17 protein-coding genes are annotated in these 15,798 nt (G+C 66.8%); 4 read left to right on the forward strand and 13 right to left on the reverse strand.

Features of this window, described 5'->3' with window-relative positions:
- Positions 1 to 63: 63 nt before the first annotated feature.
- Both LQ772_RS11360 and LQ772_RS11365 read right to left on the reverse strand, forming a co-directional pair.
- Positions 64 to 510, reverse strand: coding sequence for a VOC family protein (locus tag LQ772_RS11360; RefSeq protein ID WP_231320927.1), 447 nt, complete (start codon positions 508 to 510; stop codon positions 64 to 66).
- Complete coding sequence (locus LQ772_RS11365) at positions 507 to 968, reverse strand: helix-turn-helix transcriptional regulator (protein ID WP_231320928.1); 462 nt, start codon at positions 966 to 968, stop codon at positions 507 to 509. The genes LQ772_RS11360 and LQ772_RS11365 overlap by 4 nt, the downstream gene beginning before the upstream one ends.
- 214 nt (positions 969 to 1,182) lie before the next feature.
- Between LQ772_RS11365 and LQ772_RS11370 the strand changes: the two genes are divergently transcribed.
- Both LQ772_RS11370 and LQ772_RS11375 read left to right on the forward strand, forming a co-directional pair.
- Entirely contained in the window at positions 1,183 to 1,623 is a 441-nt protein-coding gene (locus LQ772_RS11370) for a BON domain-containing protein (protein ID WP_231320929.1), read from the forward strand.
- 12 nt (positions 1,624 to 1,635) lie between these two features.
- On the forward strand, positions 1,636 to 2,202 hold the full coding sequence (locus LQ772_RS11375) for a general stress protein (protein ID WP_231320930.1): 567 nt from the start codon (positions 1,636 to 1,638) through the stop codon (positions 2,200 to 2,202).
- Positions 2,203 to 2,290: 88 nt separating this feature from the next.
- On the opposite strand, the gene LQ772_RS11380 is transcribed toward LQ772_RS11375, so the two are convergent.
- Positions 2,291 to 2,770 (reverse strand): hypothetical protein, encoded by a 480-nt coding sequence (locus LQ772_RS11380; RefSeq protein WP_231320931.1) that lies wholly within the window; start codon positions 2,768 to 2,770, stop codon positions 2,291 to 2,293.
- Between the two features lie 330 nt (positions 2,771 to 3,100).
- Here LQ772_RS11380 and LQ772_RS11385 point away from each other — a divergent pair, with 330 nt between their 5' ends.
- Complete coding sequence (locus LQ772_RS11385) at positions 3,101 to 4,759, forward strand: S8 family peptidase (RefSeq protein WP_231320932.1); 1,659 nt, start codon at positions 3,101 to 3,103, stop codon at positions 4,757 to 4,759.
- 80 nt (positions 4,760 to 4,839) lie between these two features.
- On the opposite strand, the gene LQ772_RS11390 is transcribed toward LQ772_RS11385, so the two are convergent.
- From LQ772_RS11390 to LQ772_RS11410, 5 genes are all read right to left on the reverse strand, one after another.
- Positions 4,840 to 5,742 carry an ATP-grasp fold amidoligase family protein gene (locus tag LQ772_RS11390; protein ID WP_231320933.1) on the reverse strand — a complete coding sequence of 301 codons (903 nt, stop codon included), beginning with the start codon at positions 5,740 to 5,742 and terminating at the stop codon, positions 4,840 to 4,842.
- A 206-nt stretch (positions 5,743 to 5,948) separates the two neighbouring features.
- A complete protein-coding gene (locus LQ772_RS11395) occupies positions 5,949 to 7,043 on the reverse strand; it encodes a CapA family protein (RefSeq protein ID WP_231320935.1) in 1,095 nt (364 codons plus the stop codon).
- Between the two features lie 217 nt (positions 7,044 to 7,260).
- The gene (locus LQ772_RS11400; protein ID WP_231320937.1) at positions 7,261 to 9,231 is read right to left on the reverse strand and encodes a M61 family metallopeptidase; all 1,971 of its coding nucleotides are present in this window, start codon (positions 9,229 to 9,231) and stop codon (positions 7,261 to 7,263) included.
- 193 nt (positions 9,232 to 9,424) lie between these two features.
- Complete coding sequence (locus LQ772_RS11405; RefSeq protein ID WP_231320938.1) at positions 9,425 to 10,945, reverse strand: peptidoglycan-binding domain-containing protein; 1,521 nt, start codon at positions 10,943 to 10,945, stop codon at positions 9,425 to 9,427.
- Between the two features lie 43 nt (positions 10,946 to 10,988).
- A complete protein-coding gene (locus LQ772_RS11410; protein ID WP_231320940.1) occupies positions 10,989 to 11,432 on the reverse strand; it encodes a lysozyme inhibitor LprI family protein in 444 nt (147 codons plus the stop codon).
- A gap of 232 nt (positions 11,433 to 11,664) precedes the next feature.
- On the opposite strand from LQ772_RS11410, the gene LQ772_RS11415 reads away from it, so the two are divergent.
- Positions 11,665 to 12,384, forward strand: coding sequence for a hypothetical protein (locus LQ772_RS11415; protein ID WP_231320942.1), 720 nt, complete (start codon positions 11,665 to 11,667; stop codon positions 12,382 to 12,384).
- Positions 12,385 to 12,596: 212 nt separating this feature from the next.
- Here the strand turns inward: LQ772_RS11415 and LQ772_RS11420 are convergent, their stop codons facing one another.
- The 5 genes from LQ772_RS11420 to LQ772_RS11440 all read right to left on the reverse strand — a co-directional run bounded on the left by LQ772_RS11420 (position 12,597) and on the right by LQ772_RS11440 (position 15,782).
- Complete coding sequence (locus LQ772_RS11420) at positions 12,597 to 13,163, reverse strand: serine hydrolase domain-containing protein (protein ID WP_231320943.1); 567 nt, start codon at positions 13,161 to 13,163, stop codon at positions 12,597 to 12,599.
- An 81-nt stretch (positions 13,164 to 13,244) separates the two neighbouring features.
- The gene (locus LQ772_RS11425) at positions 13,245 to 13,484 is read right to left on the reverse strand and encodes a hypothetical protein (RefSeq protein WP_231320944.1); all 240 of its coding nucleotides are present in this window, start codon (positions 13,482 to 13,484) and stop codon (positions 13,245 to 13,247) included.
- A 124-nt stretch (positions 13,485 to 13,608) separates the two neighbouring features.
- Positions 13,609 to 14,571, reverse strand: a complete 963-nt coding sequence (locus tag LQ772_RS11430) for a class I SAM-dependent methyltransferase (protein WP_231320945.1) — start codon at positions 14,569 to 14,571, stop codon at positions 13,609 to 13,611.
- Positions 14,572 to 14,585: 14 nt separating this feature from the next.
- Positions 14,586 to 15,140 carry a YdeI/OmpD-associated family protein gene (locus LQ772_RS11435; protein ID WP_231320946.1) on the reverse strand — a complete coding sequence of 185 codons (555 nt, stop codon included), beginning with the start codon at positions 15,138 to 15,140 and terminating at the stop codon, positions 14,586 to 14,588.
- 84 nt (positions 15,141 to 15,224) lie between these two features.
- Positions 15,225 to 15,782, reverse strand: a complete 558-nt coding sequence (locus LQ772_RS11440) for a DUF3228 family protein (RefSeq protein WP_231320947.1) — start codon at positions 15,780 to 15,782, stop codon at positions 15,225 to 15,227.
- Positions 15,783 to 15,798 lie beyond the last annotated feature (16 nt).

The following is a 15,798-nucleotide window of genomic DNA, read 5'->3' on the forward strand; positions in this document are numbered from 1 at the left end:
TGCGGGTCTTGCCGTGGGCTTCGCCCACCGGCGGAGATGCGGGAAAGGGGACCGGCGCTCTCCCTACGACGCGCGCTCCTGGACGCGAAGCAGGTTGCCGGCCGGATCGCGCACGGCGCAGTCGCGCACGCCGTAAGGCTGGTGGGTCGGCTCTTCGACGATCTCCGCGCCGCTGGCCTGGAGCCTCTCGAATGCGGCATCGAGGTCCGGCGTGGCCAACAGCATGATGGCGTAGGTGCCCTTGGCCATCATCCCGGCGATGGTCTGCTTCTCTTCGTCGGTGACGCCTGGGCTCGCCGCTGGCGGGAACAGCACGATGGACGTGCCCGGCTGGTCGGCCGGACCGACCGTGATCCAGCGCATGCCGTTGTAGCCGACGTCGTTGCGCACCTCGAAGCCCAGGGCGTCGCGGTAGAAGGCCAGCGAGGCTTCCGGATCGGTGTGCGGGAGGAAACTGGCGTGGATGGTGATGTCCATGGCGGTGACGCTCGGTTTGGAAGGAGCGCTCATGCTAGGTCGGGCTCGCGATCGGGCGCTTCTCGATTCCTGATCGGTTTGGTCACCTGGCGCGCGACGCAGGAAGGCATGCCCGCGGTTGCACCGGCCTCATCCCGCCGGTAGACGCTCGGCGACACGCCCACCAGTTCGGTGAAGCGCGTGCTGAAAGTGCCCAGCGAGGCGCACCCGACGGTGAAGCAGACCTCGGTGACGCTGAGGTCGCCCCGGCGCAGCAGCGCCATGGCGCGCTCGATGCGCCGGGTCATCAGGTAGCTGTATGGCGACTCGCCGAACGCGGCCTTGAACTGCCGGCTGAGGTGTCCGGCCGACATGTGAACCCCGCGTGCGAGTGCCTCGACGTTGAGCGGCTGCGCGTACTCGCGGTCGATGCGATCGCGCACGCGACGCAATCGCGCCAGATCGCGCAGGTGCTGCGGTGCGAGCGGGCTGAGGGTCACTGGATCGTCCATGCCGACCTTGGATCATGAACTCATAGCAGACGGCCGCGGCGAAGTGAACGCCCTGCGTTGCGCCGCGTCGCGAGCGCTCGAATCGTCGAGTCCGCTCACTCCGATGACACGACCATTTTACCCCCCGTTCCCTAGCGTGACCTTCCCGGCCCATTCCAATGCCGGACCCAGAGTGCGGGTAGCCCCCGCATGGCTCTCCAACGAGGAGGAACGCATGAAATTCGCATTGCCCAGACCCCTGGCCGTGGGCGTGTTCGCAGCGCTCGCGGCAAGCACCGGCGCCTTCGCGCAGCAGGCCGCGCCCATGTCTTCGCCCGCGACCAGCCAGTCGGCCGCCGGCGTGGCCGGCGCGGATGCCGACAACACGCGCCTCAACCGGCGTGACCGCAACGATGCCACCACCACGCCGACGGACCAGTCCAACAGTTCGTCCGCGGTGGATATGGTCGCGAACGTCCGCAAGGCCATCGTCGACGACGACGGCCTTTCGGTGAAGGCCCGCAACGTCAAGGTCGTGGTCAACAACGGCGTGGTGACCTTGCGCGGCCCAGTGGCCGACGCCCAGGAAAAAGCGCGCGTGGAACGCGATGCCGCCAGCGTGCGCGGCGTTACCCGCGTCGACAACCAGCTCGATATCGCCACCGATTCCGATTGAGGAGACACCACCATGTACGCATCCGTCTATTGCACCGTCCCCAATCAGGACAAGGCCGAAGCCATCGTCGATGACCTGAAGGACGCCGGCTTTTCCAGCAACGACATCTCCGTGCTGATGCAGGACCGCCGCGGCACGCGGGAATTCGCCACCGAGCACAACACCAAGGCGCCCGAAGGCGCGACCACCGGCGGCGTCGCCGGCATGGGCGTCGGTGCCGGACTGGGCTGGCTGGTGGGCATCGGCACCCTGGCCATTCCGGGCCTGGGCCCGTTCATCGCTGCCGGCCCGATCATGGCCGCCCTCGGCGGCGCGGCGGTCGGCGGCGCGACCGGCGGCATCGTCGGCGCGCTGATCGGCATGGGCATTCCCGAGGTGGAAGCCAAGCATTACGACGAGCGCGTCCGCGAAGGCAACGCCCTGATAACCGTGAGCACCGAGGATGTGGCCGAGCGCGATCGCGCCCGCGCGGTCTTCGAGCGCCACGGCGCGACGGACATCGCCACCGGCACGGGCGCCGGCCTCGGCGCCACCCGCGGCACCACCGGCAACAACCTCAACACCGGTCCGCGCTTCTGAAGCAACGGCTGCCTCGAAGGCCGTTGCCGGCCTTCGAGGCGGGCTTGGAGATACCCGGCATCCGGCGCAAACCGGTGCCGGGTACCGGCTAGCCGTTTTCTCCGCGCCGCACCTGGATAAGTTCGGGTCCGGACAGCAGGCGCATGGCCTGCAACGTGCCGACCAGTTCACGGTAGCTTTGCGAAAGCTGGCGGTAGAGCGCCGCATAGGCCTGCCGGCTGGCCTCGGCAACGCCCAAATAGGCGGTGCGACCGATGTCCATGAAGTAATCCACGCTCACGCGCCGCCGCTCGGCCAGTCCCGGAAACAGGCCGGCCACCACCAGACAGCGATCACCTACCTCGCGCAGGCCTTCGGCGCGGGCATGGCCGACTCTCTGCAGCGCTTCCATCCAGTCCATGCCATGCACGTGCGACAGCAGCCAGGGTTCGCGCTGGTAGCGCAGCAGCAGAAACACCAGGTAGCTCTCGTGCGTCTCGTCCAGCGGCCGCCGGTTGCGCTCGCCCGCCTCCTGCACCAGCGCCTGCCAGACCTGGGCCGGAGTTCCGGTTCGGATTGCGTCGTACATGTCTTTGCCTCCACGCGTCGCATCGACGCCTCGAGCGTACTGCGCGCAACGGCAACGCGCCCGGCAGCCGGCCATTACGTCTGCTGACATCGACGAAAAAGCGGATCCCCGGCGGCACGGACGATTCGGTGAACTGTGTCCCGTTTTTAATGGCCGTGTTTCACAAACCACGGACGCCCACCTGCCTTAGCGTCGAAACCAACACCCGGAGGGGCCGGCACTGCAGGTCGGGGCCGGGTGCCATGGGGGATTGCTGTCCATCTCGGTCTACGCATCCGCCTCACCCTGGGCGGCCGCGCAAGCGCGGCTGCCACTGTCAGAGGAACACGCATGCATCATCGTTTCGGAATCAAGGCGCTGCTTGGCGCTTCCATTGCGGTTGCACTCTCGTTTTCGGCCAACGCCGCCAGCACGGCGCCGACGACGACCCGTTACAACATCAGCTCGCTCAAGGACGGCGGGCAGTACGACCGGTTCATCGTGACCTATCGCAAGGGGGCCGCCGAGCGGTCCGACCACGCCGCGGCCGCGCAGAACGTCCAGGCGGCGATCAGCCGCGCCGGCCTGGCGCAGGCTGTCGCTGGCCGGGCCATGCCCCGTGCCGTCTACCAGCGCAAACTGGCCATCGGTTCGGACCTGGTGCATACCTCGCGCAAGCTGGACAAGGCCGAGGCGACCGCGCTGATCAAGCAGATCGCTTCCGACCCGGCCGTGCTCAGCGTCGCACCCGACGTGCTGCGCCACCCGGTACGCGACTTCTCTGCGCCCAAGGCGCTGCAACCGGCGACCTTCACGCCGAGCGACACCTACTACGGCAACTACCAGTGGGACCTGAAGGCGGCCGACGGCTCGGTCACCGCGTTCGGCGATGCCAACCACGGCGGCAGCAACGTCAACAACGCCTGGGACGTGGCCGACGGCACCGGCATCACGATCGCGGTGCTCGACACCGGCATCACCAGCCACGTCGACGTGGACACTTCGCTGGCCGACGCGGGCTACGACTTCATCACCGACTCGATGGTTTCGGGTCGCGCGACCGACGGTCGTGCGCCGGGCGGCTGGGACCTGGGTGACTGGACCACCACCGAGCCGTACCTCTCCGCGTGCACCAACTCGAGCAATCCGCCCGAAGACAGCTCCTGGCACGGAACCCACGTCGCAAGCACGGCCGGCGGCGAGCTGACCAACAACAGCCAGGGCATGGCGGGCATCGCGTACAACGCGAAGATCCTGCCGGTGCGCGTGCTGGGTCATTGCGGCGGCTACGACAGCGACATCAGCGACGCGATCGTCTGGGCGGCCGGCGGTCACGTGGACGGCGTGCCCGACAACACCCATCCGGCGCAGGTGATCAACATGAGCCTGGGTGGCTCGGGTACGTGCAGCGCCACCGATCCCGAGGGCCTGGCCGTGGAGCAGGCCAACAGCCTGGGCGCGGTGGTCGTGGTCGCGGCGGGCAACTCCAACGCCGACGCGTCCCGGTTCTCGCCGGCCAGCTGCCCGGGCGTCATCACCGTGGCCGCCACCGGCATCACCAGCCGTCGTGCGTTCTACTCGAACTATGGCTCGGCCGTGGAACTGGCCGCGCCGGGCGGCGGCATCTACGCAAACGACGGCAGCAGCGGCACGCAGTCCAACGACGGCTTCATCTGGCAGGCCCTCAACAGCGGCACCACCACGCCGGTGCCGAACGACAGCACGTACGGCGGCTATGCCGGCACCTCGCAGGCAACGCCGCATGTGGCCGGCGCGGTCGCGCTGATGCAGAGCGCACGCCTGGCATCGGGCCAGGCCCTGCTCTCGCCCAGCGCGGTGCTGGGCATCCTGCAGAGCACTGCCTACGCGCCGAGCATCAAGCCGTCGCGACGGACCTCGATCGGCGCCGGCATCCTGGATGCCAATGCCGCCGTACGGGCCGCGGTAAGCAGCACGGGCAGCAGCGATGGCGGCAACACTGGGTCCGGTACGGGCCACGGTCACAAGTAACCGCTGACACCGTCATCGACCGAAGCGGGGAGGCGGCGCATGCCGCCTCCCTTTTCGCTGGAACAGCGAAGGTACGACGCCTATCGGCCCCGCCCTGCCGTTTCGGGCCAGCGGAACCGATCCCCGAGCATCTCGTCCCAATGCGGCGGCGACAGCGCATACATGCCGGCGCCCGGCGTGACCGTGAGCTCGCCGACGTAGACCCGTCCCGCGTGGTAGTAGCAATCCACGCGCAGGAAGCCGAAGGGCTCGGCCAGCTTCTTGGAGATGTGCATCATCTCGTCGAGCCCGTGCACCTGCGGCAGCGGCTTGCCGCTGGGCTTCAGGCCCCGGAAGCTGAAGGGCGCGGGGCTGCCGTCCGCCAGGTAAAAGTCCTGCGTCATGTCCTTGAAGCGGTCGTGGACGTATTGCACGAAGACAAACGGTTCGCCCGTCCCGCCGGAGTTGAACACGTTGAACTTGTAGTCGTCCGGGGGTTCGCCCGTGGCTCCCAGGAGCGCCTCTTCGAAAATGATTTTCCGCGGGATCTGCTGGTAGTGCTTTTCCCGTTGCCTTATCGAGAAATCCGATTTCAACCAGCCGTTGGCAAGACGCGCCAGCGCGTCCAGGTCTTCGGACTTCTTGTCGAGGACGATGCGTGTCTGTCCCGCGCTGTGGTTCGCCTTCATGACGAAGGTGTCGGGCAATGCGTCGAAGGTTTCGCGAGTCACTTGGCCACAGGAAAAAAAGGCCGGTACCAGGTACTGCTCGCCCACCGCTTCGGCGATGTAGTCGCGTACCGCCACCTTGTCGGCCAGCATCCCGAAAATCGGCAACGGATGCCGCATCCGGTAGAAAATCTTTTCCGAATAGCGCTTCGGTTGCGCGAGATTGCCTACCCGCCCGTAGATCTGGAAGTACCGATAGGGGTAATAGACGGGGTCGGGCATTTTCTTGACGATGGCTCTTCTTATTTTTTTTATGCGAGCGACGACACTGACCATTCAGGATTTCCTGTATGTATCGGCGCGTGGTCCGGGGCCGGACCGCTGCCGGAAATACCACTGCATTGCCATCCAGAAAGTCGACGGCCCAATGGCCGTGAAGCCTGTTTCACCCTGCGTGAAGGGACTGGCAAGTCAGGTGTAAGCCAGGCATGTAACATTCATACTCTGTGCGCTGGCCCGCAAAAACCGCATGGCCATCCACTTCACCACACCAGTGCCCAGCTGCCGTCGGGCTTTTCCTCGACATCGCAACCCATGCGGCCGTATTCGCGGCGCATGGCGGCAAACAACCAGCGCCGGTCCTCCGGCATCGGCGATTGGATGCGGAAGCCGCGGACGCGCGTCGGCACCAGCGCCAGCTCGCACAGCCGCCCATGCGAGGTCTCCAGCTGCGGGAAATACATCAGGCCCAGGTCGCCGCGGTATGCCTCGTGGCCGCCGATGCCTTCGTAGTCGTTGAGAAAATCGCCACACCCGTAAAGAACCAGGTGTCCGTGGTGCACTTCGATCGCCTTGGGGTGGTGCGAGGAATGGCCATGGAGCAAATGCACGCCGGCTTCGTCGATGAGTGCGTGGGCGAACGCGCGCTCCTGCGGGGCCACCTCGTAACCCCAGTTGCCACCCCAGTGCAGCGAAAACGCGACCAGGTCGCCTGGCTGCCTGTAATGGGCCAGCTCGGCCGCGATTCGGGCGATCGTCTCCGCGGACAGGTCCGGCAGGCGCCAGACCCCTGCACGTCTCGCCTCGGCTGACCAATCCTCCGGCACGCCCGCATCACCCGTGGCTGCGGCGAAAACCAGCAGCCGCCTTCCGCCGGGCAGCGGCAGCACCGCGGGTGCCTGCGCCATTGCAAGTCGCTCGCCGGCACCGGCGACCTCGATCCTCGCCGCCCGCAGCACCGCCAGCGTCTGCGCCAGGCCCTCGTGACCCCAGTCCAGCACGTGGTTGTTGGCCAGCCCGCAACAGTCCAATCGCGCGGCCGTCAGCACGCCGACGTTGGCCGGGTTCATGCGGTAATTGATGCCCTTGGGCCAGGGGCGACCGTGGCGCGTGATGCTGGTTTCCAGGTTGGCGATACGCAGTGCCGGCCGGCGCGCCTTCCACTGTGCGAGCGCCTCGCCCCAGACGTAATCGGCGTCCACCTTCCGCGGGATCGGGCCACTGGCCCGTTCGGCCAGCGCCACGTACTGGCGCGCGTCGTGCACGTAGTCCTCGTGCAAGGCCGGATCCGACGGATGGCCCAGGATCTGGTCGATGCCGCGACCGGGCATGACGTCGCCACACAGGAACAGGGTCACCAGCGCTCGACTTCCGTGATCCGGCGGCCACGTCGCCTTCTCCGCGGGCACGCGACGCACGACCATGCCCCCGACCGCACCCAACGCGATGCGGCTCCATCGCTTGAGGAATGCCCGCCGCCCTTTCATGGCGGCAGGGTAGATCGCGGTCGGTTATGCCGTGTTGAAGGCGGGCCGGGCCGTCCCGCCTTCGTCCAGGCAACCGTTTGCGCGGCTGCTATTTCGTGCGCGGCGTGATGATCTCGCTCAGGTAATCCGGCGTGCCCTCGATGCGCACCAGGTGCGGATACTGCAAGCCGCCGTGGTAATCCACCGGCACGGTGCGGTAGCCGCCCTGGAACTTGAGCAGCAGCTTGATAGGCGCCTTGCCGCTCTTTGCGGCGGTAATCGCGTTCTTCAGCACGTCGTTCGAGAAGTCCTTGCCGTCCACGGCAACGATGGTGGCGCCGGTGCTGACGCCTGCCTTGAAGGCCGGGCCATCCCAGCGCACGTCGTTGATCTGCCCGTGATCGTCCAGCGTCAGGCCGATCGACCAGGCGAAGTTGTACAGGTGCCGCGGCGACTGCGGCCGGCTGTTGTACTGCTTTTCGTAGTCGCTCGGCTGGTCGGTGTAGACGAGCTTCCAGCCGGTGCCTTCCAGGCCATCGAGCAGCGGCGGGTCGAGCGTGTCCACGTGCGCGCGCAGGAAGCCCGCCCAGTCGTACGGCGCCACGCCATTCAATGCAGCAGCCACGTCGTCGAAGGTGTAAGTCCTGGTCACGAAGCTGCCGTTGTCGACGCCGAAGAACGCGCGCGCGAAGTCGTCCAGCGACTTTTTGTCGTGGGTCAGCGCGCGCAGCCTGGCGTCCACTTCCAGCCACATCATCTGGCCGGCGCTGTAGTACTCCTCGCTCATCTGCCAGCTGCGATACGGCAGGCCGGTGCGATGCGCCGCCGTCGGGTCGTTGGTGGTGTCCTCCAGCGTGCGCCAGTGGAAGCCCACGCGGTTGCGGTCGTAGTTGGCGGCCGTCATGGCCAGCGCGTCGCGGAACTGTCCGGGCGTCCACAGACCGGCGCGCGCGGTAAGCACGTAACCCCAATACTGCGTCTGGCCCTCGTACACCCACAGCAGCGAGTCGCCCATCGGCACGTTGAAGTTGGGCGTCCACAGGTCGGCCGGCCGGCGGAATTTGCCGTTCCAGGAATGGGTGTACTCGTGCGCGAGCAGGTCGCGCCCTGGCGCGGCTTCCTTCCACGCGGTGAAGTAGTCGGCCTCCAGCCCGTTCTCGCTGGACTGGTGATGCTCCAGCCCGTTGCCACCCAACTGGTCCGACAGCGAGAACAGGAAGTCGTAGTGGTCGTAGTGGTGCGAGCCGAACAGCGTCGTCGCCTCCGCCACCAGCGCACGATGTCCCTGCACCTGTTCGGGGCTCATCTCCAGATACTTGGGAGCATCCGCGACGACGTCCAGGTGCACCGGCGCGCCCCCCTTCGGCGTGAGATCGACGCGTTTGAAGTACTGGCCCGCGTAGATCGGCGAATCGACCAGCGTGTTGAACGGCACCGGCTTGAAGGTGGTGGTGTCGCCTCCGGACGAGACCTTCGCCTGGCCCGCTGGCTCCAGCGCGCTGCCGAATTGCCAGCCGTGCGGCAACGTCACGCTGGGCGCGAAGGTGATGCCACGCGAGAAGTGGCCGGCCGGATACAGCGCCACCTTGTTCCACTCCAGGTCCAGCATGCGGTCGGTCATTTCGTAGCCGCCATCGCGGCTGGACAGGTACTGGAAATCCGCTTCGATAGAGGACACGCCGGCAGGTACGTCCACGTGGAACGCGTACGCGTCGTATTCGTCCCGCGTCCACTTGAGCGGCTTGCCACCCGCGCTGAGTTTCAGGCCGGCAAGCATCGCGACCGGGCCGCTCGGGGAGTGGTCGCCGGGAATCCACTTCGGATACAGCAGCGTCAGCGCACCGGCCTGCACCGGCAGGGTCTCGTGGACGCGGAAGATGCCCTGCCGCGTGTCGCTTGCATCGACGTGGATCGCAACGGTGCCCGGATAGGGCGTGTCTTGCGGCGGCGGCACGTGGGCGCTCGGGGATTGCCCTGCATTGGCCACGCCGGCCGCAAGGGCGATCGATACGGCCAGCGCGAGGCGCCACGGACCGCGGTGGGCAGCGACCGATGAACCAGCGAGAGCGACACGGGACATGGAAGACCTCCGGCAGGCGTATGGACAGCCCCGGAACTTAGCAGCAAACGGAGCCGCAGGTTCTTGCCGGCCAATGGCGACGGCTGGCGCATCGACCGTTCGCTTTGCGGTGTATCGCCCAGCGGCTCCCATGGGATAGGAACCCCTTTATCCGGGGCCCCGTCATGCCCTTGCCGTCCAAGGCGGTAGCCCGCTAGCGATGGGCGTCCTGCAGCGCGGGCGGGGCGAGCGTCTGTTGAGGTAAAGCCGCCAGCGATTCTTCCGCTCGCGGCGCCGCCGCGAGGAAATCTACGCTGCTTTGCGCCAGCGGCGTGGCGAGCGCCTGCAGGATGTCCACGCCCGCAAACCGCCTGAACGGCGAATCGAGCGCGCCCTGCACGGCAAAAGCGCGCGTGGCGTTCTCGCCCAGCACCACGTGGTCGATGCGGGTAAGCCCCTGCGCCTGTGCCGCCGTGGCCAATGCACCGGCCACGTTGTTCGACAGCTCGTCTGGCGTGCGCCCACACTTCGCGTCAATCAGATGAACCTTGTCCAGCGCCTGGCAAAACAGCGGGTGCCCGGGATGGCTGCGGTCGGCCAGACTCGCGGCTTGTAGCTGGATGGCGTCGTCCAGGATGCCAAGCGTCTTCGGGCCCACACGGCCGTCAGCCTTCAGGCCATGCGCTTGCTGGAACGCGACGACGGCTTGCCGGGTGCTCGGGCCGAAATCGCCATCCGGCTTCAACGCGTGGCCGTGGGCGTCGGTGATGCCCAACCTGGCGAGATCGGTCTGTAGAAAGGCCACCTCTTCGCCATGGGAGCCCTGGCGGAGGACATGGATCGGCGTCCCCTGGCCTATGGCTCTCAATCCCGCCTGCAGGTCCTGATCACTGGCAAAGCTCGCGGGATTGAACTCCGCGCTTCCCACTTTGGTTTGGGCGCGGGCAAGCGCGGCGGCTTTCTCCGGATCACTGTAAGTCTCCAGATAGTGCCCGGCCGTAGCCGCCGCTTTGGCTCCGGCGTAGCTCTTGTTGTGACGTTCGATCTCTTGAGCCTTTGCCAAGACATCATCGTAATCGCCACCACCGGACAGCACCTCGCGGAACTCGCGCAGTTCGGACGGCCGCTGGTTAGCCGTCTTCATGAGGATGGCAACCGTTTCCAGCCGATGGTTCTCAGGGATGTTCCGACCCACCGAATCCAGCATGTCCAGCGCTTGCTGCGTCGCGTTGCGGATCTGTGGGTAGTCGATGTTTTTGTGGATCCATTTTTTCCCACCTTCGGATCCGGCCCATGCGTTGAAGCTGTCACGCGTGCCGGGATCGATGAAACTCAGCGAGCTACGGTTGCCCTTGCCATCGCCGTGGGACAGCAATTGCTCGCGAAGCTCCGCCCTGTCTGCAGTGAAGCTCAGGTAATGATCTTCCGCATACTTCGCAGCTTGCGCGATGAGAGCGTCCACGTAAGTAGTCTCGCCGGGCTTCAAAGGCGCGCTTTCCGTAGCGCCAAGCGGCCATGTCCCACGTTTTCCCAAATCGACCTGGATAGCCCCGATCGAGTAGCCACTGTCGGCTGCGACCTCCTCCGTTTTCCCCCAGCGGGGCTCTGCCCCCCGAATGGTGATGCCGGCGATAGCCAGGTGATAGGGTGATGGCCCACCCTCAGTAGCGCGCCCAACAACGAAATACATGGCGCCTGCGAGCGCATCTACATCGTGCGTGTCCGGTCCTGCCATTCCGTTACTCCCTTAACGGATCAATCTCAAAAAAGAGCCCGCATTAGAGTTCGTTGGCGAGAGCCAAATACTCGTCCAGCTGGTTTGCCTGCCGACAAAGTGCGAAGGCCTCGTTTTCGGTCACTTCCAGGTTGCCCATGAGTTCGCTCCCATAAAGCGCACTTTCCACCTGGGAAGTCTTGTCTTGCCATTTCAACCAAGCGCGCTCTGCCTCGATCACATTCTTCTTTCGATCACCGTCGAGTTTGTGCAACAAGGCCTGGTAACTTGCGTTGAGGCGGCGGTCCTGCCGCTCTCGCTCCTGGGACACGCAGTAGGCCTTGTCGATATCGCTGAACTTTGCCTCGTCGATGCAGGCATAGAAGGCCTCTGTGATTCCCTTCGGCGAATCACGACGGATCCGGTCGCTGGGGCGCTCGACCGCTCCTGCACCCGAGGCGCAAGCGAAAAGAGCGAATGCGATGACGGTGGTCCTGATGCGTTCCATGGCAACTCCGGGCTTGAGTACGGAAGCGAAGCTTGCCGCGGCATGCAGCGCCTGTCTGTCGGCCGATGACTACGCCCGGTGACCGGAAGATCAACAGCTGTGAGGCGCCGCCCACTTCCGCTCTCTCCGGCATGGGATACCGGCGCATGCCCCGGGGCGCGTGGCTTCCGGCACTGCGACGACCGCGCGCCACCCGTTACCTTGACGCACCCCGAAACTGCGGAAGCGTGCAATGCGTTGGTGGCTGATTCTTGGTGCCTGGCTGGCCCTGCCGATGGCAGCGATGGCGCAAACCGGGCCGGCGAATGTGGTCGTGCTGGACACGCTGCACCAGATGCATGCCGAGGTGCCGGCTTACGACAACGCGGCGCTCGGTCGCGCCATCGAACGGCTCAAGCCGGATGTGTTGTGCGTCGAGCTGCAGCCGGACGATCTCACTGCCCGGCCGCCGGAAAAGACCAAGCAGGAGTATCCGTCCGTCATCTATCCGCTCATCGATCGCCACCATTTGCGCGTCTACGCGATGGAACCGGCCGAGCCGCTCTACGACACGCTGCTCGCGCCCTATCGCGCCAGCACCATGGCGTTCAACGAGCGCGAGCCGGCGCAGGCCAAGGCGTTCGGCCAATACGTCGATGGCTTGTACACGGTGCTCAAGGCGCGCTGGACCTCGCCCGCCGCCGTCAATGACCGCGTCACCGACGACGCGCTGCGCGCCAAGCACGCGCTGCAGGAGGCGCTGATGGGACCGGCCGAGCACACCGGCTGGGAAGCCTGGAACGGGCATTTCCTGGAGGTCGTCCAGCGCGCGGCACGGGAAAACCCGGGACGGCGCATCGTCGTACTCGTCGGCGCCGAACACGGTTACTGGCTGCGCGGGCATCTGCGCGACACGCCCGGCGTGATGCGGCTCGACACACCCAAGGCGCTCGAAGATCCTGCTCCGAATTGATCGAGGTCAACATCCGCCGCTCCGCGCCGGCCCATAACCGCTGGTGGAAGAGGGATGGTGCCGGCAGCGCGGCGCGGATGCGCGCGCGACCCTGCCGAACCATGCCGATGGCAAGCGAGACCCCCGCCCCATCCGCCAGCCGGAGCGCTGCCCTCTTCCACCTCCTCGCTCCCTTGACGCGATGCGCCCGACCACCGGTCTCATCACGGCGGTCATTCGCGTACCGAAGCCACCACGCCCTGCACCAGCCGGTTCACCGCGATGGCCGTCGGCAGCTCGTCGTAGGCGCCGGCGGTGGTGACTATGGAAAGGTCCAGCTGCGGCACCACGAACAGCCGTTGCCCACCATTGCCGAAAGCGGCATGCCAGGCGATCGGGCGCCCATGCCACTGCACCGTGCCGGCCCACCATTGGGCGCCGTAGCGGAAGTCGCTCACGCCGGTGGCCAGCTGCGGCCGCAGCGAGCGTTCGATCCACGCGGCGGGCACCAGCTGGCGCCCGTGCCATTGGCCGTGGTCGAGCACCAGCCGGCCGATCTTCAGCAGGTCGCGCGGGCGCATGCGCAGGCCGTCCAGCAGCGCGCGCGACGCCTTCTCGAGCGTGCGATCGTCGAGGCCTTGCGTCGCAGGCGCAGCTACCGGCCAGTCGCCACCCAGCGATGCCGGGACCGGCCCGACGCGAGGTCCGACCGGGCGCAGCCATGCCGGCCAGGCCAACGCGAACGCCACCAGCACGAGCGCCACGCGCCACGTCCATCGGATGCGGCCACCGTTCGTCATGCAGATCCACCTGCGCAGACCGCGGGTTGCGGCCTGCCCATTCTTCCAGACGCCGGTGGCCGGCGCCTCGCTGCGTTATTGCTAGCCGCAGTGACCGCAGCAGGTGCTTCCGCCGCTGATGTGCACCTCTTTCTCCAGCGGTCTGGCCACGCACCCGATGCCGAGCAGCGCGTCGAGGACCTGGGCGCTGCTCGCGCTGGCCAGTACTTCCAGTCGACCGCGTCCTGAGTCCAGCACGACCGTGGCGTGGGGATCCAGCGCCTGGACGGCGGTGGTGAGCAAGGCCGCATCGTGGTGGGCGGTGGACAATTCGAATTGCATCGTGGACTCCAAGGGGGGATCCCGGCAGCTGCCGGCCCACGCATGGTCCGGTCGCGCGCGCTTTCCCGCCTTGATCCCGGTCAACCGTCCTTTTTCCAGCCGGCTCGAACGTGATGCCGATCCATCAACGCTCGATACGCACCACCAGCGCCTGGATCCGGCCGGTGACCGGGCCGGTGCCGAACCGCGCGCTCATGGCCGCGGTGGCCGCTTCGGTCGCCGCATCCAGTCGCGAGGCATCGCGGGCCACGATCTCGTTGCGCAATGGCGTGCCCTGGCAGTACGCCACGGCAGCAATGGCGGGAGTCTCGGCCGTACTTTCGGCGGTGACGGTTTCGATCACGGGCTTCCCGGCAAACCCGGCCTCCGCCAGGTCGCGCGCGATGTCCGACCTGGAGCCATACCCGTGCGGCAGGCGCTCCAGAAAACGCGGCGGATCGTCGGGAAAGAGCCCGGCAACGGCGTCCTGGATGACCCGCGCGAAATCGTTGGTTTCGATGCGGTCCCACACGTTGAACAACAGCGTGCCGCCGGGTTGCAGCACCCGCCGCGCCTCGGCAAAGGCGCACGCCCGGTCCGGAAAGAACATCGCACCGAACTGGCACACCACGGCATCGAAGGACGCATCGGCGAACGGCAACGCCAACGCATCGGCCTGGCGCCAGAGTACGGGCCTGGACGTCCCCAGCTTCTGCGCCACGGCCAGCATGCTCTCGTTGAGATCCGTGGCGACCAGTTGCACGCCCGGCGACAGGCGCGAGGCCATTTCGCGCGTCACCACGCCGGTGCCCGCCGCCAGTTCCAGCACGCTGGCTACAGGCCGCGTCGCAAGCCGGGTCGCGAGATCCAGGGCATACGGCGCAAAGATCAGCGGCACCAGGAGTTCCTGGTAAAGCGCGGCGATGTCCTGACCGAACCGCCTGTCGTTCCCGGGCATCTGCATGGCGTGCGCTCCTCCGGCCACCGGATGGGCGAAGCCTACGCCGTTGCGGAGCAGGTGCAGCAAGGCGAAGCCGCCCGGCACCGTCGAGGTCGCGCTCCCATCGCGTACCGCCCACTGATGGATCCCGGCCAAGACCTCAGGCACGCGACCGGAATAACCTACGGTTCGCCGGCAGGCTCCGGCGGCGCGAATGCCTTGCTGTAGTAACCGGAAGGGTCGAAGCAGCACACCCGTCGCTTGCCCGATGCAAGCATGTCGCAGGCGTCGGCGACGCGCTTGGCGCGGGTGGCCGATTGCCTGGCCGACGTCAGCCAGTGGATCCAGTCCACGCGGGCCAACGTGGTGGTGTTCTCCCAGGTCGCCAACGCCTCGGGCGCGTCGTCCAGCGCCTGGCGCAGGTCCGGCGGAAGTTCCGGCGCCGGCTCTTTGGCGACCGGCGCGATCTCGAGCGCGACCATATCGCCGGCGGTCGCGCCCGCGGCCTTGCAAAGCGCCGCATCCACCTTGAACCAATGGCTCAGCCGGCCATCCGGCTCGAGCGTGGCCTCGAACGGCTGCCCGTTGATCGCGCCTTCCGCGGTCGTCCTTCCCCGTCGCGGGAATCGCGCGCTGGCTTCTTCGGGAAGGACCACGAAGGCCCAGGATGCGTTGCGCGGCTGCGCCGGGCGCAGCAGCCTTGCGTCGAATCGGGAAGCGCCTTTTTTCTTGGCCATATCGATGGGTCCGCAGGGAATCCGAAGCGTACCGTCCCGGGACGGCGACAGGTAGCCGCGGGCCAGCCTCCATACCGCCTTCGACTACCCCCGCCAGTTGGCGTGCGTGCGCCAGAACTCCACGCCGCGGCGATAGGCTTCCCGATCCAGCGGCACGCCGGAGCCGCCCTCCTCCACGCCCAATGCATTGCGCATCATCGTGATCGGGGCCATCGGCATTTCCTCCGGCTCGGCGGTGTACATGCAGCCGACCACGCCCCAATCGGCCGCGATGGACGTGCCCTCCTTCGCCAGCTGTTCGCGGCTGTAGAGGATCGGGATCAGGTAACCGGCCACGGGCGGCTCCAGCCCCTCGAACCAGCGCACCAGCACGGGCAGTTCGTCGCGGGTGCGCGCTTCGTAGTCCGAGCGCAGCAGGTGCCGGTTCGCGTCGGTCACCGGCACCGCCAGGCAGCGCGTGGACGTCCAGTTGTGATGCACGTGCAGCTTGCAGAACGGCGCATAGCCATCGAGCACCTTCAGCGGCGGGACCGTGTTGAGGTGGCGCTCGAACGCCTCGGGTGTGCAGTCCTGGATCGTGTTGCGGCGAGGCTCGCGCGGGAACAGCCGCGGAAGGGCGAAATCGGTGAGGACGATGGACATGCGGCGCTGGCCGTGG

It is taken from the genome of Frateuria edaphi, from assembly GCF_021117405.1.
Lineage (GTDB): Bacteria > Pseudomonadota > Gammaproteobacteria > Xanthomonadales > Rhodanobacteraceae > Frateuria_A > Frateuria_A edaphi.